The organism is Mesorhizobium sp. M7A.F.Ce.TU.012.03.2.1, from assembly GCF_004006095.1.
GTDB lineage: Bacteria > Pseudomonadota > Alphaproteobacteria > Rhizobiales > Rhizobiaceae > Mesorhizobium.
This window is the reverse complement of the sequence record NZ_CP034779.1, coordinates 6,662,213-6,685,352: the sequence shown is the minus strand read 5'-3', so window position 1 is coordinate 6,685,352 and position 23,140 is coordinate 6,662,213. Positions and strand designations below refer to the sequence as shown.

Annotated in this window: 19 protein-coding genes; 8 read left to right on the top strand and 11 right to left on the bottom strand. The window is 62.5% G+C overall.

Annotated features, from left to right (window positions below; translation table 11 throughout):
- Positions 1 to 94 precede the first annotated feature (94 nt).
- On the top strand, positions 95 to 769 hold the full coding sequence (locus EJ079_RS32980; protein ID WP_164873903.1) for a class I SAM-dependent methyltransferase: 675 nt from the start codon (positions 95 to 97) through the stop codon (positions 767 to 769).
- 37 nt (positions 770 to 806) lie between these two features.
- On the opposite strand, the gene EJ079_RS32975 is transcribed toward EJ079_RS32980, so the two are convergent.
- The 11 genes from EJ079_RS32975 to EJ079_RS32925 form a co-directional block, all read right to left on the bottom strand.
- Positions 807 to 1,958, bottom strand: a complete 1,152-nt coding sequence (locus tag EJ079_RS32975) for a glycosyltransferase family protein (RefSeq protein ID WP_127811226.1) — start codon at positions 1,956 to 1,958, stop codon at positions 807 to 809.
- The gene (locus EJ079_RS32970; RefSeq protein WP_127811225.1) at positions 1,955 to 3,199 is read right to left on the bottom strand and encodes a glycosyltransferase; all 1,245 of its coding nucleotides are present in this window, start codon (positions 3,197 to 3,199) and stop codon (positions 1,955 to 1,957) included. The genes EJ079_RS32975 and EJ079_RS32970 overlap by 4 nt, the downstream gene beginning before the upstream one ends.
- A gap of 1 nt (position 3,200) precedes the next feature.
- Positions 3,201 to 4,415 carry a glycosyltransferase family protein gene (locus EJ079_RS32965; protein WP_127396319.1) on the bottom strand — a complete coding sequence of 405 codons (1,215 nt, stop codon included), beginning with the start codon at positions 4,413 to 4,415 and terminating at the stop codon, positions 3,201 to 3,203.
- Between the two features lie 1,056 nt (positions 4,416 to 5,471).
- Positions 5,472 to 6,572, bottom strand: coding sequence for a class II histone deacetylase (locus tag EJ079_RS32960; RefSeq protein ID WP_127811224.1), 1,101 nt, complete (start codon positions 6,570 to 6,572; stop codon positions 5,472 to 5,474).
- Positions 6,573 to 6,580: 8 nt separating this feature from the next.
- Positions 6,581 to 8,164 carry a GMC family oxidoreductase N-terminal domain-containing protein gene (locus tag EJ079_RS32955; protein WP_127811223.1) on the bottom strand — a complete coding sequence of 528 codons (1,584 nt, stop codon included), beginning with the start codon at positions 8,162 to 8,164 and terminating at the stop codon, positions 6,581 to 6,583.
- Positions 8,165 to 8,174: 10 nt separating this feature from the next.
- On the bottom strand, positions 8,175 to 9,260 hold the full coding sequence (locus tag EJ079_RS32950) for a branched-chain amino acid ABC transporter permease (protein WP_127396192.1): 1,086 nt from the start codon (positions 9,258 to 9,260) through the stop codon (positions 8,175 to 8,177).
- Positions 9,261 to 9,268: 8 nt separating this feature from the next.
- Complete coding sequence (locus EJ079_RS32945) at positions 9,269 to 10,156, bottom strand: branched-chain amino acid ABC transporter permease (protein WP_127811222.1); 888 nt, start codon at positions 10,154 to 10,156, stop codon at positions 9,269 to 9,271.
- A 4-nt stretch (positions 10,157 to 10,160) separates the two neighbouring features.
- Positions 10,161 to 10,889, bottom strand: coding sequence for an ABC transporter ATP-binding protein (locus tag EJ079_RS32940; protein WP_127326892.1), 729 nt, complete (start codon positions 10,887 to 10,889; stop codon positions 10,161 to 10,163).
- Positions 10,886 to 11,710 (bottom strand): ABC transporter ATP-binding protein, encoded by an 825-nt coding sequence (locus EJ079_RS32935; RefSeq protein ID WP_127317773.1) that lies wholly within the window; start codon positions 11,708 to 11,710, stop codon positions 10,886 to 10,888. The genes EJ079_RS32940 and EJ079_RS32935 overlap by 4 nt, the downstream gene beginning before the upstream one ends.
- Positions 11,711 to 11,780: 70 nt before the next feature.
- Positions 11,781 to 13,079, bottom strand: coding sequence for an ABC transporter substrate-binding protein (locus tag EJ079_RS32930; protein WP_127811221.1), 1,299 nt, complete (start codon positions 13,077 to 13,079; stop codon positions 11,781 to 11,783).
- Positions 13,080 to 13,134: 55 nt separating this feature from the next.
- Complete coding sequence (locus EJ079_RS32925) at positions 13,135 to 14,568, bottom strand: amidase (RefSeq protein ID WP_127811220.1); 1,434 nt, start codon at positions 14,566 to 14,568, stop codon at positions 13,135 to 13,137.
- 131 nt (positions 14,569 to 14,699) lie between these two features.
- Between EJ079_RS32925 and EJ079_RS32920 the strand changes: the two genes are divergently transcribed.
- The 7 genes from EJ079_RS32920 (at position 14,700) to EJ079_RS32890 (ending at position 23,122) form a co-directional block, all read left to right on the top strand.
- On the top strand, positions 14,700 to 15,668 hold the full coding sequence (locus EJ079_RS32920; protein ID WP_127811219.1) for a LysR family transcriptional regulator: 969 nt from the start codon (positions 14,700 to 14,702) through the stop codon (positions 15,666 to 15,668).
- Positions 15,669 to 16,165: 497 nt separating this feature from the next.
- Positions 16,166 to 17,143, top strand: a complete 978-nt coding sequence (gene coxB / locus EJ079_RS32915; protein WP_281040143.1) for a cytochrome c oxidase subunit II — start codon at positions 16,166 to 16,168, stop codon at positions 17,141 to 17,143.
- Positions 17,140 to 19,668, top strand: coding sequence for a cytochrome c oxidase subunit I (ctaD, locus tag EJ079_RS32910; RefSeq protein ID WP_127811218.1), 2,529 nt, complete (start codon positions 17,140 to 17,142; stop codon positions 19,666 to 19,668). Before coxB ends, ctaD begins: the two co-directional genes overlap by 4 nt.
- A gap of 7 nt (positions 19,669 to 19,675) precedes the next feature.
- On the top strand, positions 19,676 to 20,050 hold the full coding sequence (locus EJ079_RS32905; protein ID WP_127397622.1) for a hypothetical protein: 375 nt from the start codon (positions 19,676 to 19,678) through the stop codon (positions 20,048 to 20,050).
- Positions 20,047 to 20,667 carry a cytochrome c oxidase assembly protein gene (locus tag EJ079_RS32900; RefSeq protein WP_236383168.1) on the top strand — a complete coding sequence of 207 codons (621 nt, stop codon included), beginning with the start codon at positions 20,047 to 20,049 and terminating at the stop codon, positions 20,665 to 20,667. The genes EJ079_RS32905 and EJ079_RS32900 overlap by 4 nt, the downstream gene beginning before the upstream one ends.
- Positions 20,668 to 20,708: 41 nt before the next feature.
- Complete coding sequence (locus EJ079_RS32895; RefSeq protein ID WP_245481774.1) at positions 20,709 to 21,749, top strand: c-type cytochrome; 1,041 nt, start codon at positions 20,709 to 20,711, stop codon at positions 21,747 to 21,749.
- 38 nt (positions 21,750 to 21,787) lie between these two features.
- Positions 21,788 to 23,122, top strand: a complete 1,335-nt coding sequence (locus EJ079_RS32890; protein ID WP_127811216.1) for a sorbosone dehydrogenase family protein — start codon at positions 21,788 to 21,790, stop codon at positions 23,120 to 23,122.
- The last annotated feature ends 18 nt before the right edge of the window (positions 23,123 to 23,140 follow it).

Here is a 23,140-nt window from a genome sequence, read left to right as displayed (position 1 = left end):
ACGGCTGGTGGCATAGTCTCATCCGCAAGTCGAACAGCCTTGGGTGAGGCAATATTGCGTTGTGTAGCCCGAAATCCCAACATAGAAGACGAATATGATGGATGTCACGCAAGCACGCAATGCCGGCATTGACGGGCACGAACAAGCCTTGGACCTCGCCCGGGGAATTGCCGCCTATGTCGACCACCCTCTTGTCGCCGGGCTGGCGCGGGTCATCGCCAAGTATCCGACTGCCGATATCGCCAACGCCTTCAACCACAAGCAGGTCGCCTGCAAGATGTGGGCGCTCGACAAGCTGTTCGAAAACGACGGCGGCCGGTTCGGGCGCATATGGGTTCTGGGCGGATGGTACGGCGTATTGCCGGCAATGCTTTTCAACGACGCCCGTTTCGACATTGCGGCGATCGACAGCATCGACATCGATCCTGAAGTCGGGCCGGTCGCCCGGACCCTCAACCGGGAAGCCGGCGACCGCTTCCGGGCGCTGACGGAAGATATGTACGCACTCGACTATGCGGCCGGTCGGCCCGACCTGGTGGTCAATACGAGCTGCGAACACATAGCCGACCTGGGTGCCTGGCTTGCCCTGCTTCCGCGGGGCACGAAGGTGCTACTGCAATCGAACGATTACTTCAGCGAGCCGACGCACATCAACTGCGTGGCTTCGCTTGCAGCCTTCGAAGCAATGGTGGCGCTACGGGAGATCAGGTTCTCCGGCGAACTGCCGACAAAAAAATATACCCGCTTCATGCTGATTGGAACTGTTTGAAGCGCGTTGCGCGAATCCAACCGAGATATGACCTGCGCTAGGATTTCGAGGACCAGGTTCGATGCCGCTCGCGCAGGATTTGCGCCGAGTGACGGGCGCCTTCCAGATCGAGACGATGCGCGGCTGGCGTCGGTCCCGCAAGCGCCTGTTCGATCGCTTGCGCCAGACACTCAGGCGTCAGGTCCTTTTCCATCCGCACCGTTGCAAGACCGAGTTCTTCGAGCATCAGGGCTCGAACCGTCTGTTCCGTTTCCCCGCCGGCTGCAAAGGGAACGAGCAGCGAGCGACAGCGCGCGCGAAGGACATCGCAGACAGTGTTGTAACCCGCCTGCGAGACCGACAGGCGGGCGCCGGTCAGCAAGCTGGCGAAATCCTCGCGAAACCGAAAGATGGACAGGCCCGGCGTGGCATCGCGTGTAATCGCGTCAAACTCGTCCTTCGGCAGGTTTGGGCCGGTGATCAGACACCATTTCCAGGCGTTGTCGGCATTCCGCGCTGATGCGATGGTGGACCGGACAAGGCTCTTTCCGGCGGCTCCGCCGCCAACCGACACCACAACGTCGAAACGCTCGGAGGCCGCGGGCGCTGGTGGCGCGGCAACGAGCCCTGTGTACGCAACCTCGGCCCTGATCGCTCCCGCCAGTGGAAATGTCTTGTCTAGGGTTGCGAAAGCCGGATCGCCATGGACCATGACAAGGTCAAAATGCCTGTTAACGAGATCGACCGTTTCCTCGTTTCGGCCCGGCTTGACGCGCTCCTGAAGGATATCACGGACGGACGTCACCAGCAGCGGTCTGGGCGACGCCGCGTCGATGGCCTCGATCAGCGGCAAGAGTTCGAAACGCATCTGCCGGCGCCCAAATGGAAACGCCTCGACAATGACGATATCAGGCCTGCAATCCCGGAATGCCTGCAGCAGCATCTCTGAACGCCGTTTCTTGAAATCATCGTCAATGGGCTTGCCCTGCAGGTCGACAAGACCGGAAAATCCTTCATCACCGGAGGTAACAGATGGCAGGGTTACAGATATTGCCCCCAATCCCGGAAACCCCGCGACCGGCGCTCCGCCAGTGACGATGGTTACGTCAAACCCGTCATCGACCAGAGCCGCCGCGACGCGGCTGGAGCGCGCGAGATGGCCGATGCCGAGCAGGTGCTGGACATAGAAGAAAGCGCGCAGCCGCTTCATTCGGCGGCCCGCCACTCCCGTTCGAACAGCTCCTTGAGCTGTCCAATGCTTGCCATGTGATCGAAATTGCCGCGCACGCGCGCCTCTGCGGTGTCGCCGAGGCGGGCACGCAGCACGGGATCACGGATCAGTCGCTCCAGCGCCTGTGCCAGGGCAATTGGGTTTTCCGTCGGAACCAGTAGCCCGGTTTCATCCGGCGATAAAAGCTCCGGCACGCCGGAAACATCGGTCGAAACGCAGGCAAGCCGCTGGCTGGCCGCCTCCACCAGAACATTCGGCAGACCATCGCGGTCGCCATTTGCGGTGATCCTGCAGGCCAGGGCGAAGATATCGGCGCGGCGGTAGTGCTCAAGCACCTCTTCCTGCGCGAGCGCGCCTTTCCAAGAGATGCGACCATCCAGTCCGAGTTTTTGCGCCAACGCCTTGAGCCGCTCCAATTCCTCGCCGCCGCCAATATGCTCGAAACGCCACGCTAAATCACCGGGCAAGAGGGCAAGGGCCTCCAGCAAGGTGTCGAAACCTTTCTTTGCAACGGCGCGCCCGACACTCAGAACGATAACCGGTTCGTCCGGCGCCGAGCCGTCATGCTGTTTTCGTGCCTCGCCGAAAATGCCGAAGCGATCAAGGTCGAGCCCATGATAGCTCAAATGCACTGACGAGTTGCCGTCGGCGAGTTTTTTCAGACGGTCGAAGCCCGTTTTCGTGCAAGTTACCGTCCAGCGCGCCGAGGAAAGCTTGCTGGCCAGATCCCAATCCGCCGAAGTCCAGATGTCCTTGGCATGGGCCGAGCAGCTCCAGGGCAGACCAAGAAGCTGGCTGGCATAGCGCGTCACCGATGCCGGCGTGTGCGCGAAATGCGCATGCAGCCATACCGCGTCTTCGGGCCATTCGGCCGCTAGCACGAGCGCTTGCCCGAAACGGCGCGCGCGATTGCGCGTAAAGTCGCGCGGCATATCGACGGCCAGCGATCCCAGTGCACGCCAGAAGCCCGGCCGCTGCAAACAAGCAGAAAGCGAGCGAACCACGCGCAGCGGCTCTTCATGCAGATATTCCGGCAGATAATGGACGGGCGCTTTGATCTCGTCATGCACGGGGTGGCGTTTTGCGTCGGTCGGCCGCCTGAGCGCAACGAGTATCAGATCGAACCCCGCACGCTCCAGTCCGAGCAGTTCCTGCGCGATGAAGGTTTCCGACAGCCGCGGATAACCCTTCAGAACCACGACGATCTTGCGATGTTGCAACTCAGTTCATGCCTTCAATAACCGAAAGGTGAGGGCCAGCCTGCCGGTCGAGCAGTTCCGCGACGATTTCGGAAATATGAGGGAGCCCTTCCAGGGTCAGATGTGGATTACTCTGGGATGGACGAGGCCGATTCGGCAGCGCCACCAGTGCATCGGCAAACCGCTGGGAGTCCTTGGCTTCCTCCGGCAAAAGCATTTCGATGAGGCCCAGTTCGGCCGCGCGCCGCGCGCGGATCAGTTGTTCCTGGCGGGGTTCGATGCGCGGCACGATGAGCGCCGGCTTGTCGAAAGAAAGTATCTCGCAATAGGTGTTGTAACCGCCCATCGCCACTACCGCCTTGGCGCCGGCAATCAGGTCTTCCATGCGGTTGTCGAACTCGATAATCTTGATGTAGGGGATCGTGGCACCCTTCTTCAGCAACTTATTGCGCTTGCGAGCCGGCATGTAAGGCCCAAGCACGATCAGCGCCTTGTGCTGCAATTTCGGATCCTGCTGATAAGCGTCGATGACGTCGTGAATCAATTCGGCCCCGTCGCCGCCGCCACCGGTGGTAACCAGGATATAGTCGCCCTCTGGCCGGTGGCCGGGCAACTGGTTCCGCTGCAAGCTCCGTTGCAGGAAACCGACGAATCTCATTTTTGCCCTGACAGCCGGCGGCACATCCAAGCCGGTCAATGGGTCGTAGAAATCCGGCGGGCCATAGGCCCAGACCTTGTCGTAGAACAGGCCTATCTTGCGCATCACATCCCTGCGAGCCCACTCTGCTTCGAGCAGATGCGGTGCATCCATCACCTCGCGCAGGCCAAGCACCAGCGTGGTGCCCCGGGTCTTGAGGTAGGACAGCGTGTCCTCAATCTCACCGCGTAGGCCGAGCGGTTCCTTGTCGACGATGAAGATATCCGGCCGGAAGGTCTCGGCTGTGTGGCGGATGATCGACTGACGCATCCTTAGCGTCTCATGCAGATCGATGTCCTTTTCCAACGAGGTGTATTCGCCGTTGCGCAACTTGATGACGCTGGGGATCTTCACGAAGTCGACACGGGCGCGGTAGTCGAAGGCGCCGGCGATAGTCGCACCCGAAATGATAAGCACCTGAAGCCCACGGAAATCCTCGACTAGCGAATGCGCAATAGTCCGGCAGCGCTGCAAGTGGCCGAGCCCGAACGTGTCGTGGCTGTACATGAGAATTCGAGCGTTTTCTGCGTGCTGGGTCATTCTTGAACGTCTCTTAAAATTCTCGCCTTGAGACCGTGAGCGCCCCCCGGCTTCGAAACCATCCCGGGTGTGAAACACATGGCCGCAATTTCAATTTATATCGCTTCTATGGAATGCCGTTCAGATATGCTTTCTGATCGCCAGTCCGGAACTAGGTGGGTTGGCGAATATCGCCGCGAGGAGTGAGCAGAGACTTCCTGTTGTATTGTGGGATGGATCGAGGAGGAAAACGATGTCAAAAAAATAGGCAGAAGTCATCCCTCTTGATTCCAATCCGGATTGCTAAAAACGATTTCCCCTATCTTGCCCATACAGCCAATTGCTTGATCGGTATACGAAAGGACAAGGTCGCTGGGCGTCGCACGGCGCATTGTTGTAGAGCTCATTCGTGCGCCATTGCACTCGCCTTGGACCAAAGGTGCCGCCCATTATTCTCTTAAAGGGCGGTCTGATTGTGATTCACCGACCAGAAATTGAGCCATCTGTCGCCAAGCTAGCCGGAATTTTAGCAATAATCGAGTGGATGCCAGCGGTCGCGCCACACCGCCCGCAGCAGGGTGTGTGCGACACCGGTTGCTTGTCGATCATTATGACCCATGCCAATGCCTTATTGGAGCGGTGACGGTACCTTTTTTAAACGGCTTGGGCAGGGCCGTCGAACGTCTTGAGGTACAAAAATCGCCCAATTGGTCCCGATAGTTGGTGAACCCTGGAAAAATTCTTTGCGGCGATTTCCCTTTAGAACCAAAGCGTAATTTTTTGACGGCTCTGGTCGGTCTCTTATGGGGCTATGGAAACATCCTAGTGTAATTTCAATTAGTTATAGGCTGTTTGAACAATCGAGTGGGAGTAGGGGTTAGCGTAGTCAGGAGTGCTCCGGCGTAGTTTCTCGCAAAAAACGACGCGCTTTAAGTCTTTGTTTTCGTGCATGTCGTTGTCCCAAACCGGAACTTTTGGGCGACATGCATTAGCCTACCGTCAGCGCATGCCCGCATTTGCGAGATTGGCCGCCGGTGTGTCTTGAGATCGCCTCATCGGCTGACCGCAATCAGAATTCTAGGCGATGCCGCCCAAAAGTTCCTCCGCCCTGGAAACAGCGGCCGCCTGATGTGGCTGCAAGGGTTGGCCGGCATAGCTTTCGAAGACCGGCAGGAACGGGTCGTCGATATGCGTCCTGATGCCGGACAACTGCTCCATCACCGCCAGGCCACAGTAGGGAACGTAGGAGGCGGAATAGCCGCCTTCGTGCGACATCATCAGGCGCCCGCCGCAGAGGTCGTCCGCCGCCTGCATCAGCATCCGCGTCATGTCGCGGTAGCTGCCGCTATGCAGCATCATGCGCCCCAGCGGATCGGCCGCCGAGGCGTCGAAGCCCGACGGCACGACGATGAGATCAGGCTTGTAGCGATTGAGCGCCGGTAGCACGACGCGTTCGAAGACGGACATGTAAGCGCCGTGGCCGCAGCCGGCCGGCAGCGGTACATTGATGTTGTAGCCTTCGCCCTTGCCCTCGCCGCGTTCCTTGTGAAGACCGCTGTCATGCGGATAAAGCCCGTCCTGATGGATCGAGATGGTCAGTACCGACGGGTCCGAATAGAAGGCGGACTGGGTGCCGTTGCCGTGATGAACATCCCAGTCGACGCTGGCGACCCGCTCGAAGCCATGTTTGGCCCGGTTCTTCAGGATAGCGACCGGAACGTTGCCGAACAGGCAAAAGCCCATGCCTTGCCCGCGCTCGGCATGATGGCCGGGCGGTCGCACCAGCGCATAGCCATTGTCGACATCGCCGCTCAACACCGCATCCATCACCGCTGCCGTGCCGCCGGCAGCCAGACAGGCGATCTCGTAGCTGCCATGGCCGAAGGGGGTGAGATAGCTCGCATCGCCGCCGCGCCCATCACTGAGCAGCTTGATACGGCTGATGTAGTCGCGGTCGTGAAACAGGGCGAGGTCATCCTCGCTCACCGCGACGGAGGCGATCTTAGACAGTTTCTCGGTCAGGCCCGAAACCTCCATCAGATTGCGGAATCGGCGTTTCGTGTCGGCATTCTCCGCATGCTCGCCCGGCTCGATGGTCAGGCTCGGCTGAAAGAACTGCGCGGCATTGCCGGTCTCGTGCCAGAGATAGAGTTCGTGGAAATTCCAGCCCGTCGTCATCTCGTGCCTCATCCCGCCTGGATCATTGACGCGGCGCGTTCGGCGATCATGATCGTCGGCGCGTTGGTGTTGCCCGACACCATTTTCGGAAAGACCGAGGCGTCAGCGATGCAAAGCCCGTCCAGCCCATGAACCTTCATCGACGTGGGATCGACGACGGCCATTGCATCTGAACCCATGCGGCAGGTGCTGGTCGGGTGATAGAGCGTCGTGCAGTGGCCGCGTATATAGTGGGCGATCTCGGCGTCGCTCTCGCATTCGGCGCTCGGCGTGATTTCGCCGACGAGCATTTCGGCAAGCGGCGACTGCGCCGCGATGCGCCGGCTGATGCGGATGCCTTCGACCAGCGTGGCGATGTCCGAGCCATCCTCGTCGCTGATGAAGTAACGTGGGTCGATCGCCGGATATTCGATTGGATTGGCCGAGCGCAGGCGAATCTCGCCGCGGCTGTCTGGCCGCTGCAGCGTGGTGTGCAGCGTGATGCCGGGTCTGGACGAAAGGAACCGAACATAGTCGCGATGCGGGCTGATGGCGCCGTAAAGCTGCAGGTCCGGCTCGATATCGGGCCGGCTCTTGACGAAGCCGCCCGCCGCCACCCAGGGTGAGGAACGCGGGCCGCTGCGCGATGTCTGCCATTCCGCGAAGTCGCGCTGCAGCGTCTCGTCGGTCCAGGCGCCGACGCCGATCTTGTCCTTGGTATAGAAGGTGATCGGAATGTTGATGTGGTCCTGCAGATCCTTGCCCACGCCCGGCAGGTCGTGCACGGGAGCAACGCCGACCTGGGCGAGTTCGTCGGCCGGCCCGATGCCCGAAAGCAGCATCAACTGGCAACTGCCGATCGAGCCCGAAGACAGCACCACCTCGCTGTCGGCGAAAGCGGTCTCAGGTTCGCCATTGACGAGATAGCGGATGCCCTTGACCCGGCCCTTCTCGACGATCAGGCCCGTCGCCAGCACACCGGTTTTCACGGTGAGGTTGGGACGTTCCCGCGCCGGGCGCAGATAGGCCTTGCCGGTGCCCCAGCGTTCGCCATTCTTGATGGTGAACTGGAACAGGCCGACGCCTTCCTGCTCGACGCCGTTGAAATCGCGGTTCTGCTTGTAGCCTGCGGCCTTGCAGGCCTCGATCCAGGCAAGCTCGTTGGGATCGACATGTCCGACATTGCCGATATGCAGCGGCCCGTCGGCGCCGTGCAGCGGGTCGTTGCCGAGTTCGGCATTGCTTTCACTGGCCTTGAACACCGGCAGCACGTCAGCCCACGCCCAGCCGGGGCAGCCCATCGCCGCCCAGCCATCATAGTCGGACGGCAGGCCGCGAATATAGATCATGGCGTTCAGCGCGCCGGAGCCGCCGATCATCTTGCCGCGCGGCCAGAACACCCGCCTGCCGCGGCAGCCGGCCTGCGGCTCGGTGTAGTAGCCCCAATCGACTTCCGTGTTGAACATGGTCGGCCAGTCCGACGGCACGTCCGAGGCGAGCGGCGCCTCGCGCCCGGCCTCCAGCAGCAGCACCTTGCGGGCAGGATCGGCGCTGAGCCGGTTTGCCAGCACGCAGCCGGCCGAGCCGGCGCCCACTATGATCGTATCGAACATCGTCAGTCTCTCACTTTCCGGCCGGGGTCGGGCTTTGCACAATGCTGCTTGCTGCTGGCTTGCTGTCGGGGCTGGCGCGACGGCGCCCGAGCCAGTCGATGAGATCGCCAAAACGGCCGACCAGCCCCTTGGGCATCAGCACCACCGACAGGGCGATGATCAGGCCGAGCCCGAGCGTGCGGAACTCGCCGCTCTCTCGCATCAACTCGTCAGCCAGCACCAGCACCACCGTCCCGACCAGCGGTCCCCAGAACGTGCCGACGCCGCCGACCACGACGATGGCGATGATGAACATAAGTTGCGACATCGACAGCACACCGGGGCCGATCGCCTGGAAATGCGCGGCATAGAAACCGCCGGCCAGCCCGGTGAAGAAGGCGGAGATGCCGAACACCAGAAGCTGCGCCTGGAAGCGGTTGACGCCGCGGGCCACCGCATAGCCCGGATTGTCCTTCAGCGCCCGGAAAGCAAGGCCGATCGGGCTTTTGACGATCGCGTAGGTGAAGACCATGGTGAGCGCGAACAGCACCGCGATGATGGCGTAATTGCCGACCAGCCACTGCGCTCGGAGCAAGGCCCTGGTGCCGAGGTCGCCGAAGCGGGCAAAGCCGACGGCGCCGCCGGTGAACTGGCGGCAGACGGAGCCGACCATGACGAAACATTCGGTGTCGGTGACGATCAGCAGATACATCGTCTGGGCGATCGCCAGCGTCAGCAGCGCCACATAGACGCCGGTCAGGCGAAGGCAGGCGAGGCCGACGACCAGCGAGAACAGCACGGCGCCCAGCGCGCCAGGCACAAGTGCTGCCCAGACGTTCCAGCCGAAATAGAAGCAGAGCATCGCCGTCGCATAGCCGCCGAAGGCAAAGATCGCCATTTGCGCCAGCGAGAAGATGCCCGAGAAGCCGAACAGGAGGTTCCACTGCGAGGCGATCGTCGCATAGAACAGCGCCAGCACGATCTGGCCAAGGATGTAGCGGCTGTCGACCAGGAACGGCAGCGCGATCGCCGCCGCGATCAGCATCAGGCTGATGGCAAGATCAGTCCTGGCCGAGCGGGACATGGAGAAACGGGGCAGGGGACGTGTCTCTGTCATGATGACCCTCACATGCGCCGGATTTCGGCGTGGCCGAAAAGGCCGGACGGCCGCCAGATCAGCACGGCAATGACGACGAACAGCAGCGATGGAAAGCCCCACCTGGCGCCCAAGGCGTACTGGACGAAGGATTCGAGCAACGCCAGCCCAAGTGCTGCTGCGATGGCGCCCGGCAGATTGCCGAGACCGGCGACCACGCACATGATGAAGGCCTTCAGCATCGGGTCGTTGCCGAGTGGCGGCGACAATTGCGTCATCGACGAGACCATGACGCCGCAGATGCCGGCGAGCGCGCCCGACAGCATCAGCACCTGCAGGTAGACGCGGTTGACGGCGACGCCCATGAGTTGCGCCGCGTCGCGGTTCTGCGCCGTCGCCCGGATCGCACGACCCATCCGCGTGCGGCCGAGCGCCGCCGAGACGACCACCATCATGACGACCACCACCGCGATGATCAGAAGGTTCTGCCAAGGCAGTGTCAGCGGCCCCAGGCGCAGGGCGCCGGCGATCGAAACCGGCTGCTTCAGCGGCTGCCCGCCATAGGTCAGGAGGATGGCATTCTCGAGGGCGATGCCGATGCCGACCGTGGCGATCATGACGTTGGCTTCGAATGTCGATTTGTCGTTCTGCAGGAGATTGCGAACGATCGCGAAATAGAGGATGGCGCCGGCCAAAGCACCCGCGCCGATAGCACCGGCGAAACCGATCGCGACCGGCAGGCCGAGCGAGGTGATCACCGTGAAGGCGACGTAGCCGCCAAGCGTCAGCATCGCCGCATGGGCCATGTTGAGCATGCCCATCGAACCCCAGACCAGCGACAGCCCGACCGTCGCCAGCGCATAGAGCGCGCCCGAGGTGAAGCCGGCGACGAGAATGGCCATGAGAACGTCGGTCATGGCGTCAGCCTCCGAGATAGGTTGCGAGGAGTTCGTCGCGCGCCATCAGTTCGGCGGGCTTGCCTGACCAGACGATGGCGCCGTCGTCGAGCAGATGCAGGCGGTCGGCGAGGTCCTCGACCCGGGCCGGGTTCTCCTCCACCAGCAGGATCGTGCGCCCAGCCTTGCTCAGTTGCGAAATGACGTCGTAGACCTGATCGATGATCAGTGGCGCGAGGCCAAGCGACGGCTCGTCGATCAAAAGGATGCGCCCGCCCATCATCAGGCCGCGGCCTATGCCGACCATGCGCCGTTCGCCGCCCGACAGGCTCGAGGCGATCTGGTTGCGACGGTCGGCAAGCTTCGGCAGAAGCGCGTAGACCTCGTCCAGCCGACGCGCGATCTCGGCCTTGTCCGGCGCGAGATAGCCGCCCATCAAAAGGTTTTCGAGCACGCTCATCTGCGCGAACAGCATATCGCCCTGCGGCACGTGGGCGACGCCCAACATCGCCGTCTCATGCGGCTTGCCGGACAGGCGCCGGCCGTCGATGCTGATCTGACCGCCGCGCAGCGGCACCAGGCCGGAAATGGTCTTGAGCAATGTCGACTTGCCATGGCCGTTCGGGCCGACGACGGTGACGAATTCACCGGCATGAACGGTCAGCGAAATGCCCTTGAGCACGTCGAGTCCGTCATAGCCGCAGACGATGCCGTCGAGTTGCAGGACAGGTGGTTTTGCGGCTGCGCCCGTCATGGCGTTCCCCCCACCGCCGGATTCGTCGCGGCAGCTTGCTCATCGAAGAATTTCTTCAGCCGTTTCTGCGTGCCCTGGCCGAGATAGGTTTCGACAACGGTCTGGTCCTCGGCGACCTTGTCCGGCCGGCCTTCGAATATCACCTTGCCATGGTGCATGATGATCACGCGGCTGGAGAGCGCCAGGAGAAAGCGCATGACGTGCTCGATCAGGACGATGGTCAGTCCCTGGTCGCGCAGTTTCAGCACCATCGCCATGATCTGGTCGATCTCGGCGACGTTGAGCCCGCCCACCGGCTCGTCGAGGAAGAGCATTTTCGGCCGGGTGGCGATGGCGCCGGCAATCATCAGCAGCTTGCGGTCGAGCACCGGCAGCCGCGCCACGGTCTCGTCGGCCTTGGCCGCAAGCCCGACGAAGTCCAGCGCTTCGATCGTTGCCTGCCGGACATCCTCGCCAAGGCGGAAGCCGGCCAGCCTTCGCCGCTGCCGGCCGAAATACGCGGCGATCTCGATGTTTTCGCGAACGGTCAAGCTGTCGAAGGCGGCATTGAGCTGGAAGGTGCGGGCGATGCCGAGTTGGCAGATGCGGTCGGCCGGAAGCGCCGAAATGTCGGTGTCGCCGAAATGCACCCGGCCGCCACTGGCCGGCGTGATCCCGGTCACCACGTCGAAGAAAGTTGTCTTGCCGGCGCCGTTTGGCCCACCAATGCCAACGATCTCGCCCGCATTGACCACCATCGACACGCCGTCGACGGCGGCCAGCGAGCCGAACCGTTTGACCACACTGTCACAAACCAGCATCGGACCGGCGGCCTCAGTCATATTTCTCACCCAATGGAGCCGGTCGGGCAAACGGCCCGGCCGGTGTCGTTGGTTTCATTTCCGCGTCCGGTCACTTGATCCATGGCGGCAGGATGAAGCTGTCCGTGGCATAGAGCACCGGCGCGATCAGCTTCGGATCGGTTTTGTAATCCTGATGCTGCAGGAACTGGTGCGGCATGCCAAGCGACGGATCGGCTACCTGCGTCGGATAGCAGAAGGCCGATTGGCCGGCCGGATCGGCCCGGTAGGTGCCGTTGACCCCGCGATAGACCAGGCGCTTCATCGCATTGGCCACCTTGGTGGTCTGCGCCTTGTCCATCGGTTCGCCTGGACCACCGGCGATTGCCGCGGCAAGCGCCCACATCCACAGGCCGTCATAGGTCTGCGATCCCGTGATGTAGGCCGAGTTCGGACCGAATTTGGCCCGGTAGCTCTCGCGGAACGGCTTGGAGAAATCGTCCGGCAGGCAGCCGATCACCGTCGAATAGACGACGCCGTTGACCGCCTCGCCGCCGATCTCGCGGAAAGCCGGCAGCGATGGTCCGTACTGCATGTAGATCAGGCTGTTGATCGGCTCGGCGAGGAACTGGACCATGAACTGCGCCAGGTCCTGCGGCAGGAAGTGCGTGACCAGGATCGCCGCCGGCGGGTCCTGGCGAAGTTTCGCCAGCGTCGGTCCCCATTGGTTGGTCGGGAACGGAACGGTCTCGAACAGACTAACCTCGAAGCCGTATTCGGCGGCCTTGTCGCGGATCGCGTTGGCGATGACGATCGAATATTCGTTGGCAGACGGGATGATGGCGATCTTCTTGTTGGGCGCCTTCCATTTGCCGTCCGCGGCAAGCGTCTTGAGGAAGTTCAGGCAGCCCGGTCCATACCAGAACTCCGGCGGATCGCCCTGGAAGGAGCTGTAATAGCGGGCGGGGTCGGTCTTGAACTTCTCATTGTGCGAAATCAGCGTGTTGTAGTGCATCATGATGACGTCGTTGTCGGCGGCGACGTCCATCTCGATCATGTTGGTGCCGAGATTGTAGCCATTGATGATGACCGGCGCCTCGAAGCGGTCGATCAGGCGCTGCATCGACTGGCTGACGAGGTCGGCGCCCATTTCCTTGGTGTCTTCGATGTGGATCTCGACAGGCCGGCCGAGAATGCCGCCCCCCGCATTGATCTCCTCGGCGGCAAGTTCGAGACCGTTCTTGAACTCGATGCCGTCGGCGGCGGCAATGCCGGACATCGGCAGGGCCGAGCCGACCGGAATGGGCTTGGTGTCCTGGGCGATCGCCGCAGTGTTCATATCGGCAAGAAGCGCGGCACCGGCCGCACCCGCGCCGACCACGCCCTGCAGCATTGCACGTCTGTTCATCATGGCAAAGTTCCCCTTTTTTGGCGTTGGTTAGAGTCTTTTCTTCATGCGAAATCTTTCACACCAGATCTTTCTGGCGAAACGCGTGGGTCATGGGCACGAAAGCGGCTTCCAGGTCGGCTGCCGCCGAAAGCACGCGGGCATCGTCGCCGCGCGCGCCGATAATCTGGAAGCCGACGGGCAGGCTCGCCTCGGTCATGCCGCAAGGGATGACGCAGGCGGGTTGCTGGCTGAGATTGATGGGGTAGCTGAACGCTGCCCATTCGATCCATCGCGAGAGGCCGCTGCCCAGAGGCACTTCAAGGCCAACGTCGAAGGCTGGAATCGATGACCCCGGCGAAACGATGAAATCATAGTCGTCCAGCAGCCGGTCCATGGCGGCGCCGAATTCGGCGCGCTCCAACTGTGCGGCGACGAGCGTATGGACGTCGAACGCCGCCCCAGCCTGTGCGATCTCCAGGAAGCCCGGATCGATGCCCGCCCGTTCGCTCGGCGGAACCAGCGCCAGCCGCGCCGCGGCGCCGGTGAACCAGTGATGCTGGAACAGGTCGAGGAGATCGCCACCGGGAAGATCAATCGGCTCGACCGTCGCGCCGAAGGTGTCGAAACACGTCAAGGCGTGGGAGACGACGGCGGCGATCCCGGAATCCAGCGCTCCTGAAGGCGGCTTCGACCAGTAGCCGATCCGAGCGCCCCGCAAAACTTCTTCGATCCGGCCAAGCGGCGCCAGCGTTCCCACGCCTTGCTGCCAGTCGCTGATATCACGGCCGGACATGGCGCCGGCCATGACGGAAAGATCGAGTGCTGTCCGTGCCATCGGTCCGATATGGGCGACGGTTCCGAACGCGCTGGACGGATAGGCGGGCACGCGGCCGAAGGTCGGCTTCAATCCGGCGATGCCGGTGAACGAGGCCGGAATGCGGATCGAGCCGCCGCCATCGGTACCGAGATGGAAGACGCCGGCGCCGGTGGCGGCGGCCACCGCCGCTCCGCCGGAGGAACCGCCGGGGGTCTTTTGCGCATTCCAGGGATTGCGCGTGATGCCGCAGAGGCCGCTGTCGGTAATCGCCTTCCAGCCGAATTCGGGCGTCGTCGTCTGTCCGATGAAGACGGCGCCGGCTCTGCGCAGCAGGGCAACGGCGGGGGCATCCTTGTCATAGGCGGCGGAAGTCGTCGTCCTGCTGCCGTAACGCACGCTCCAGCCCTCGACCCAGACGATGTCCTTCAGCGTCGTCGGTATGCCGTCGGCTGCCGACAGCGGCTCGCCTGCCCGCCATCGTTTCTCGGAAGCACCTGCGGCCTCGATCGCACCCTTGCGGTCGATCATGGTGAAGGCGTTGAAAAGCGGATTGATCGCTTCGGCGCGATCCAGCGCCGCCAGCGTCACCTCGACGGGCGACAGCGATCCAGCGCGGTAGGCGGCGCTAAGCTCCGCAGCAGCCAGGCGGCACAGATCATCGGCGTCGGCAATGGGAGACAGCCCATTCGGCATGCAGTTCGAACCCCTCACTTCATGGCCGCTCTTCCGGCAGCCTTGTCAGCCCGGGCAATCTGGCGGGTTTTTTCATCACCATAAAATGTATTGTTGTGGGGAATATTCGCTATTTAATGTAACAAAGAGCCATGAATCTGACCATTCGGCAGTTGCGCTATGTCTGCGAAGTCGCCCGCCTTGGCAGCGTGCTGGCGGCCTCCAGATCGCTCTACATCTCGCAATCCTCCATCCTCGCGGCGATCACTCTGGCCGAGGCCGGGATGGGGGCGCGCATTTTCGACAGGCGGCCGGCGCGCGGCGTCTCCATCACGCCGGCCGGCCAACGCTTCGTCGCCGCCGCCCGCATCATGCTGGCGGCGGAGACGGAGTTCAACCGGTCGATCGGAGACCTCAACGGGCGCGTGCCGAAGGTCCTGCGCATCGGCTGCTTCGAGCCGTTCGGCGCGCTGTTCATGCCGGAGATGCTGCGCAGCTACCTCGACAGCGTCGGCGATGTCGAGATCGACCTTGTCGAGGCCGACCAGGTCCAGTTGCAGGAACGGCTTGTCGCTGGCCAGATCGATCTGGCCATTCTCTACGACATCGGTCCAATCGGTATCGACAGCGTCACCCGCATCTGCAAGGTACCGGCGCATGCCGTGCTCAATGCAGACGATCCCCTTGCCGCGCGCGACGGCATCTGGCTGGCGGAACTGGCGGCACGGCCGCTGGTGCTGCTCGACCTGCCGCACACGGCGACCTATCTCCTGACCCTGTTCGACGTGCTGGCGAAACGACCGGAGGTGCGCTTTCGCACGCGCTCTTACGAAACGGTGCGCTCGGCCGTCGCATCCGGCTTCGGCATGGCCGTCCTCAACATGCGGCCGATCGGTCGCGCCACCGCCGATGGCGAGGAGATCGTTCGAAGACCAATCCTCGATGAACTGCCGCCACCCACGCTGATCGTCGCCGACATGTACGGTTCGGCAAAGCCACTCTTCGTGCGTGTCTTCATCGACATGTTCCATCGCTTTTTCAGCGCGGTGGGCCCTTCGGGCTTTTCGGTGACGACGCCGGAGCGCGAACCTTTTCTACTGGTCGCCAGGGACGATGGCTGAGCCGCCCCCCTGGCGTTGCGGACATTTACAGGACCGGCATTGCAACCGCGCCGGAGGCGCGGGTTCCTGATCGAGATGTTCGAGATCGGCGGGCGGCTCGGCGACAACTCTTCGGTGCGCGCCCACGTTTCACCAACACCAATGCTCGGTCGCCTGCTCGCAGGTTGGAACGGAGGGTACTTTTCGAGACGGCTTGGGCACGCCGTCGAACGCCGCAAAGTGCAAGAAATCGCCCGATTGGTCCCGATAGTTGGTGAAACCTTAAAATCGATGGCTGCCTGCTGAGACGTACAAAGGATCGCCGGAATCGAAGCCTACCGGCGCGACAAATGACGAAACCGGCGCATAGATTGCATGAGCACTGGCCATTGCCGCTAAACTGAAATTTCGGCGCAACCACTCGGTTGCGGGCGCGTTTGTGAGCAAGGGCATCGATCGGAGGGATAGATTCGTCAACAGTTCCAAGCACAAGCGCCCGGATTACGAAACTCGCTGCGGTGCGCTGGCTCGCGCTGTGGTTATGCTTGGGAACCTGTTCCAGCTGCTCGGGAGCCCAGTCGGCGCTTGATCCGGCCGGAGAGGAAGCGCGCCAGATCGCTGACCTTTTCTGGCTCATGGCCATTGCTGGCGGTTTTATCTGGCTGACGGTCATCGGTCTTCTGGTCCACGCGACACGTCATGAGCGCACTCCCATAGACGAGCGTATTGCAAGCCGGCTGATTTTCTGGGGCGGGGCAGCCATTCCTTCGCTACTCCTCTTTCTCTTGCTAGGCTATGCGCTTTGGTTGATGCCTGGACTGAGACCTTTCGCACGAGCCGGCGAAGCCAATGGTCTCAGGATCGAAGTGACTGGTGAGCAATTCTGGTGGCGGGTCGCCTACCACCCGGCTGACGGCGGAGTTCCTATTCTTTCCGCCAACGAGATCAGGCTGCCGGTTGGCGAGCGCGTCGAGTTCTTGCTGAAAAGCACCGACGTCATCCATTCCTTCTGGATTCCCGCGCTCGGTGGCAAGATGGACATGATCCCGGGTCGCGTGAATCGGCTCTCGTTGCTGGCGACCAAACCTGGCACCTACCGCGGCCCTTGCGCGGAATATTGCGGGACCTCGCACGCGCTGATGACCTTCACGGCCGTCGCCATGCAGCCCGCTGCCTTCCGGGAATGGCTGGCTGTGCGGGCGAACCCTTCGCCCGGCGCATCCTTGCCCGGACGCGACATATTCCTTCGCAACGGCTGCGGCGCGTGCCACCGCGTTGCGGGCACACAAGCTGAGGGTGGTGTCGGCCCGGATCTCTCGCATATGAGTTCGCGGGGAACGATTGGTGCCGGCGTTTTGCCCACCGACGATGAGGCCGTTCGTAGCTTCATCGCCCATCCGCATTTGATCAAGCCGGGTTCGAAGATGCCCGACTTCAACATGCTGCCCCAACAGGACATCGCCGAAATCGCCTCCTGGCTGAAGGGGCTCGAATGACAACCCTCAAAGCCCGCATCAAGCGAAACGCCTTGCCCTCCGCAGAGAAGATCGAGGAAGAACAGCTGCGCCTCGTCTGGAAGACGCCGATCGGCTGGCGTTACTGGACTTCGGTCAACAATACGCAGGTTGGCCTCTGGTACGGGGGTGCGGCCTTTGCCTTCATGCTGTTTGGCGGCGTTCTGGCGCTTCTTGTGCGTACGCAACTCGCGGTTCCGGGAAACAATTTCCTCTCTGCCGACTTCTATAACCAGGCCTTTACGCTGCATGGCACCGTGATGATGTTCCTGTTTGCCGTGCCTATCTTCGAGGCCGTCGCGATCTTTCTGCTGCCGCCAATGCTCGGTGCGCGTGAACTGCCATTTCCCCGTCTCGGCGCCTTCGGCTTCTGGAGCTTTCTGATCGGCGGTGTCTTCGTTTGCGGTTCGATCTTCTTCGACGCCGCTCCCTCTTCAGGCTGGTTCATGTATCCGCCTCTTGCCACTGACAAGGCATATTCCGGCATTGGTGCCGACATCTGGCTGCTGGGCCTCTCCTTTATCGAAGTCGCCTCCATTGCTGCGGCGGTCGAACTGATCGTCGGCATCATGAAGTGCCGTGCGCCGGGCATGCGCATCAACCTAATGCCACTGTTCGCCTGGTACCTGCTGATCGTCGCGGGCATGATCCTCTTCGCTTTTCCGCCGCTGATCGCCGGCGACATCCTGTTTGAGATGCAGCGCATGTTCGACTGGCCGTTCTTCGACCCGACGCGGGGCGGCGACCCACTGCTGTGGCAACACCTGTTCTGGATCTTCGGGCACCCCGAGGTCTACATCATCTTCTTGCCCGCCATCGCGCTGATGGCGATGATCGTGCCAACCTTTTCGCAACGTCCGATCGTCGGCTACTCCTGGATCGTGCTTGCCGCTGTCGGCACCGGCTTCCTATCGTTCGGCCTCTGGGTCCACCACATGTTCGCTACCGGCCTGCCGCAGATCTCGCTGGCATTCTTCTCGGCCGCCTCGGAAGCGGTCGCGATTCCAACCGGCGTGCAGATCTTCGTCTTCATCGCCACCATGCTGGCCGGACGTGTCATCTTCTCGGTGCCGATGCTGTTCGGCGCCGGCGGGCTCGCTATCTTCGTCATCGGCGGGCTGACCGGCGTGATGGTCGCGCTCGTGCCGTTCGACTGGCAGGCGCACGATACCTATTTTATCGTCGCACATCTGCATTACGTGCTGATCGGTGGAATGCTGTTCCCGCTGGTCGCCGGCGTTTACTATTATTACCCGCTGATCAATGCGCGGATGCTCTCGCCCCGTCTCGGGCGCACCGCCTTCTGGCTGATGTTTGCCGGCTTCAACGTCGCGTTCTTTCCGATGCATCTCAGCGGCCTGCGCGGGATGCCGCGCCGCGTCTTCACCTACCCCGAGGGGATCGGTTGGGACTGGCTGAATCTCATCTCCACGATCGGCGCCTATGTTTTCGCGGCAGGGGTGCTGGTGGTTGTCTTCGATGTTGTACGGCCGAAGCATCGCGAACCCCGCAGCGAGCAGAATCCGTGGAAGGCGGGCACGCTCGAATGGCTGAACGAGCCCGAGGAGAACTGGGGCGTTCGATCCATTCCGATCATCGAGAGCCGGTATCCGCTTTGGGACCAGGCGGATCTGATGCAAAAGGTCAATGAGGGCGCCTATTATCTTCGCAGTGCCAAGGAGAATCGCCGCGAGACGCTCATCACCTCGGTGCTCGACGCCCATCCGCTACAGTGCCAGCGCGTGGCGACATCAACCACGATCACAATAATCTCGGCCGCATTGCTCGGCGGGGTCTTCGTCGCGCTCACCTTCGAACTCTGGATCCTCGCCCTATTGTCGGGCATCGGCACGCTCTCTGCCGTTCTGTGGTGGCTCTGGACCGGCACCGGCGAAACCCCGGAAAGGAAGACCAAGGATGTCGGCCTTGGATTGCGCTTGCCGCTCTATGCCTCCGGTCCGGATTCTGTTGGCTGGTGGGCGATGTTCATTACAATGGTTGGCGACGGAACTGCCTTCGCCAGCCTCATCTTCGGCTATTTTTTCTACTGGACCATCCATCCCGACTTCACTCTGGGGCAGCCGGGTCCCGGTATGCGGTGGCCGATGATCGCGCTGTCTCTCTTCGTCGCCGCATGGGTCGCGATGCTTGGTGCGCGCCGACTGAACGCAAGCGGGTGGATCGACGGCGCACGCGTTGCGCTTGTTGCTGCGTTTCTGCTGACGCTTGCTGCCTCTGCAGCCGGTTTTGCCGGACCCTGGCAGCATGACATGCAGCCGACCGCGCATGTCTATCCGGCGATCGTCTGGATTCTCGTCATCTGGGCGCTTGCTCATGCCGCGGTCGGATCCGTCATGCAGCTCTATTGCCTTGCGCGCAGCCTCGCCGGTCGCCTGACGCGGGAGCACGACATGGAACTGCACAACGTCGCGCTCTACTGGCATTTTATGGCGATCACCGCTGTCATCACCTTCGCCGTCATCGGTCTTTTCCCGGAAGCGATGTGAGACGGTGATGCGCATCATTCCCAAAGAGGTCGAAACGCTCTGGACGCTCTTCACCGCGCCCGTGATCTGGGCCGGACATTTCCTCGCCTGTTACGCACTGGCCGCAATCTGGTGTGCCAAGCGCGGTGACCTCGGTTTCGCTGTCGTCCAGGCTGGCATCGTGGCTATGACGCTGGCGGCACTCGCGATGATCGTCTTGTCCGGCTGGCTCGCCTGGAGGCAGTGGGGCTTCGGCACGAACGACCCGCCGCACGACGATCCCACAGCGACGGACCGCAACCTCTTCCAGGGGTTTGCCACGCTACTGCTTTGCGGCCTGAGCTTCGTCGCCGTGCTCTACGTGGGGCTGCCGCTGCTCTTCATCGACGGATGCTCCTCATGAGGACGGCAAGCCTGTTGCTGGGCTTCGTCACCCTCGCGCTGGTCTGGGCGGGACCGCTGCTCGATGCGTGGCGTGGCTCGTTCGCGGCTCACATGCTTGCCCACATGGGCGTCGTCGCGATTGCGGCGCCGCTGATAGCAATCGGTATTGCCAGAACGATACGCTCCGTGGCCACCGCCGCTCCCCTTATCGCCTCTCTCGTCGAACTGATTGTCGTCTGGGGCTGGCATGCGCCGGCTGCGCGCCAGTGGGCCGAGACATCGACCATCGCCACCATGATCGAGCAGGTGTCCTTCCTTGGCGCCGGGCTGTTCCTGTGGCTGACGTGCATGGCGCCGCGCAATGCCGATGCGCCGGCTAGGGACGCTGCCGGCGCCTTCGCGTTGCTCCTGACCTCCATCCACATGACGTTGCTTGGCGCGCTGCTCTCGCTCGCCTCGCGACCGCTCTATGGCCTCGGCGAAGTGACGTGCTTCGGCCTCGTGCTCGGGGCGGGGCAGGACCAGGCGCTCGGCGGCATCATCATGTTGATGATCGGCGCTGCCGTTTACCTCGCCGGAGGCGTCTTCCTGCTTGCCAGGCTCCTGAGCGGCAAAACCGAGAGGCTGGCCGGCTGATGCACGTCAACTGGAAACACTTGGCGATAGGCTTGGCGATCTTGCCGGCCGCGGTGCTTTTCGCGACCTGGATCGGCTTCTTCAACGTTGGTGCCTCGACCGGCCACTGGAAGGTGACCGAATGGTTCCTGCACTTCGCGATGCGCTCGGCCGTGCGGACATACGCACTCACGGTCAAGGTGCCGGACGAGCTGCCGCGCTACGCTATTCAGCCGGCTGCCGGCCATTTCGCGCGCGGCTGCGCCATCTGCCACGGTGCGCCCGGCGAACCGCGGTCGCCCGCCGTCCTTGCGATGCTGCCGCAGCCGCCGGACCTTGCCGGCAAGGTCGGCGAATGGACGGACGCCGAACTCTTCCGCATCGTCCAGCACGGCGTGCGCTTCACCGGCATGCCGGCCTGGCCGACGCAGCAGCGCGACGATGAAGTCTGGGCGATGGTCGCCTTCCTGCGCGAACTGCCGATGATGGACGAGGCGCGGTGGCGCGACCTTGCTTATGGCAGTAGCGAACCGTCGACTGGCCAAACACAAGGCCTCGAACGCGCACTCGCCGACTGTACCCGCTGCCACGGCACGGACGGGCTCGGCCGGAGCCCCGCAACGCCCGTCTTGGCCTCTCAGCGCGAAACCTATCTTCTTGAGAGTTTGAGAGCCTACGCTACCGGCCACCGCCAGAGCGGTGTCATGGGAATTTCTGTCACCGCTGTCGACCCTGCACTCCTCGCCGATCTCGCGCGGCATTTTTCCGCGCTGCCTGCGCCTGCAACGTCGACGCAACCGGACCGCGCCCGGATCGCGCGTGCCGATGAGATCGCGCGACGCGGCATCCCGGAGCGCGACGTTCCGGCATGCCTGGGTTGCCACGGTCGTCCGGACCGCAACCCCATCTATCCGGAACTGTCCGGACAGCCCGCCAAATACATCGCGACCCAGCTCGAGCTTTTCCGCGAGGAAAAGGGCGGCGGCACGCGCTTCGCCCATCTGATGCGCAACGCTGCTAAAAACCTCTCGGACGAAGATATTGCCGCATTGGCCGCCTATTTCGCGCAAATGTCGCGTGCCGCCGCAACCGGAACGCCCTGATGGCGTTACGTCACTGTCCCAATCTTCGGGAATATCCAATGCGAAAAATTCTGGGCGTCTTACTCGTCATTGTCGCCTTCGTCATAATCGCGGGGGCGGGCTTGTTCTTCTTCTCGCGCGAACAGGCCACCGTTCCGATCGAGCAGACCTACGGTCCAAACCCGACGCTTGCCGAACCCAATCCGACCTGGATACCCACGGTCCACGTTGCCGAGGCGACCCCTTGGCCCCAAGGCAAGATGCCGGTCGCCGCCAAAGGCTTCGCCGTCAACGAATTCGCTGGCGGCCTCGACCATCCGCGCTGGCTGCACGTGCTGCCCAATGGCGACGTGCTGGTCGCCGAAAGCAATGCGCCACCAAAACCTGACGAAGGTTTTTCCATACGTGGCTGGTTCATGAAACTGTTCCAGAGCCGGGCTGGCGCCGAGGTGCGGAGCGCCAACCGTATCTCGTTGTTACGCGACGAGAACGGCGATGGCGTGGCTGAGACCAGGACAGTCCTCCTCAGCAGCCTCTTCTCGCCCTTCGGCATGACGCTGCTCGACGGCAAGCTCTATGTCGCCAATGCCGACGCGGTCGTCGCTTTCCCCTATCGCGATGGCGACGCCGAGATCACTGCTCCGTCCGAGAAGATCGTCGACCTTCCGGCCGGCCGCAATCACCATTGGACCAAGGACGTCATTGCCAGTCCGGACGGAACGAAGCTCTATGCCACCGTGGGCTCCAACTCCAATGTCGGCGAAAACGGCATGGAGGAGGAAGAAGGCCGCGCCGCCGTGCACGAAATCGACCTCGCGACGCGGCAGACGCGGCTCTTTGCGTCGGGTCTGCGCAACCCGAACGGCCTCTCCTGGAACCCTGAAAGCGGGGAACTCTGGGCGGTCGTCAACGAGCGGGACGAGATCGGCAGCGACCTCATTCCCGACTACATGACATCGGTCAGGGATGGCGCCTTCTACGGCTGGCCCTACAGCTATTTCGGCCAACACATCGATGTCAGGGCGGAGCCACCGCGTCCGGACCTCGTCGGCAAGGCGATCGTGCCCGACTACGCACTCGGGGCGCACACCGGGTCGCTTGGGCTCACCTTCAACACCGCCGACCTGTTCGGGTTGCACATGAAGAATGGCGCCTTTGTCGGCCAGCATGGTTCATGGAATCGCATGCCGCGAAGCGGCTACAAGGTGATCTTCGTGCCGTTTGCCGACGGCAAGCCGTCGGGGCCGCCGCAGGACGTGCTTACCGGATTTCTGAGCAACGATGACAAGGCATTCGGCCGTCCGGTTGGCGTTGCCATCGACCGAACTGGCGCATTGCTGATCGCGGATGATGTGGGCAACAAGATTTGGCGGGTTATCCCGGCGGCCGACTAGGCCGGCGCATCGCTTCGG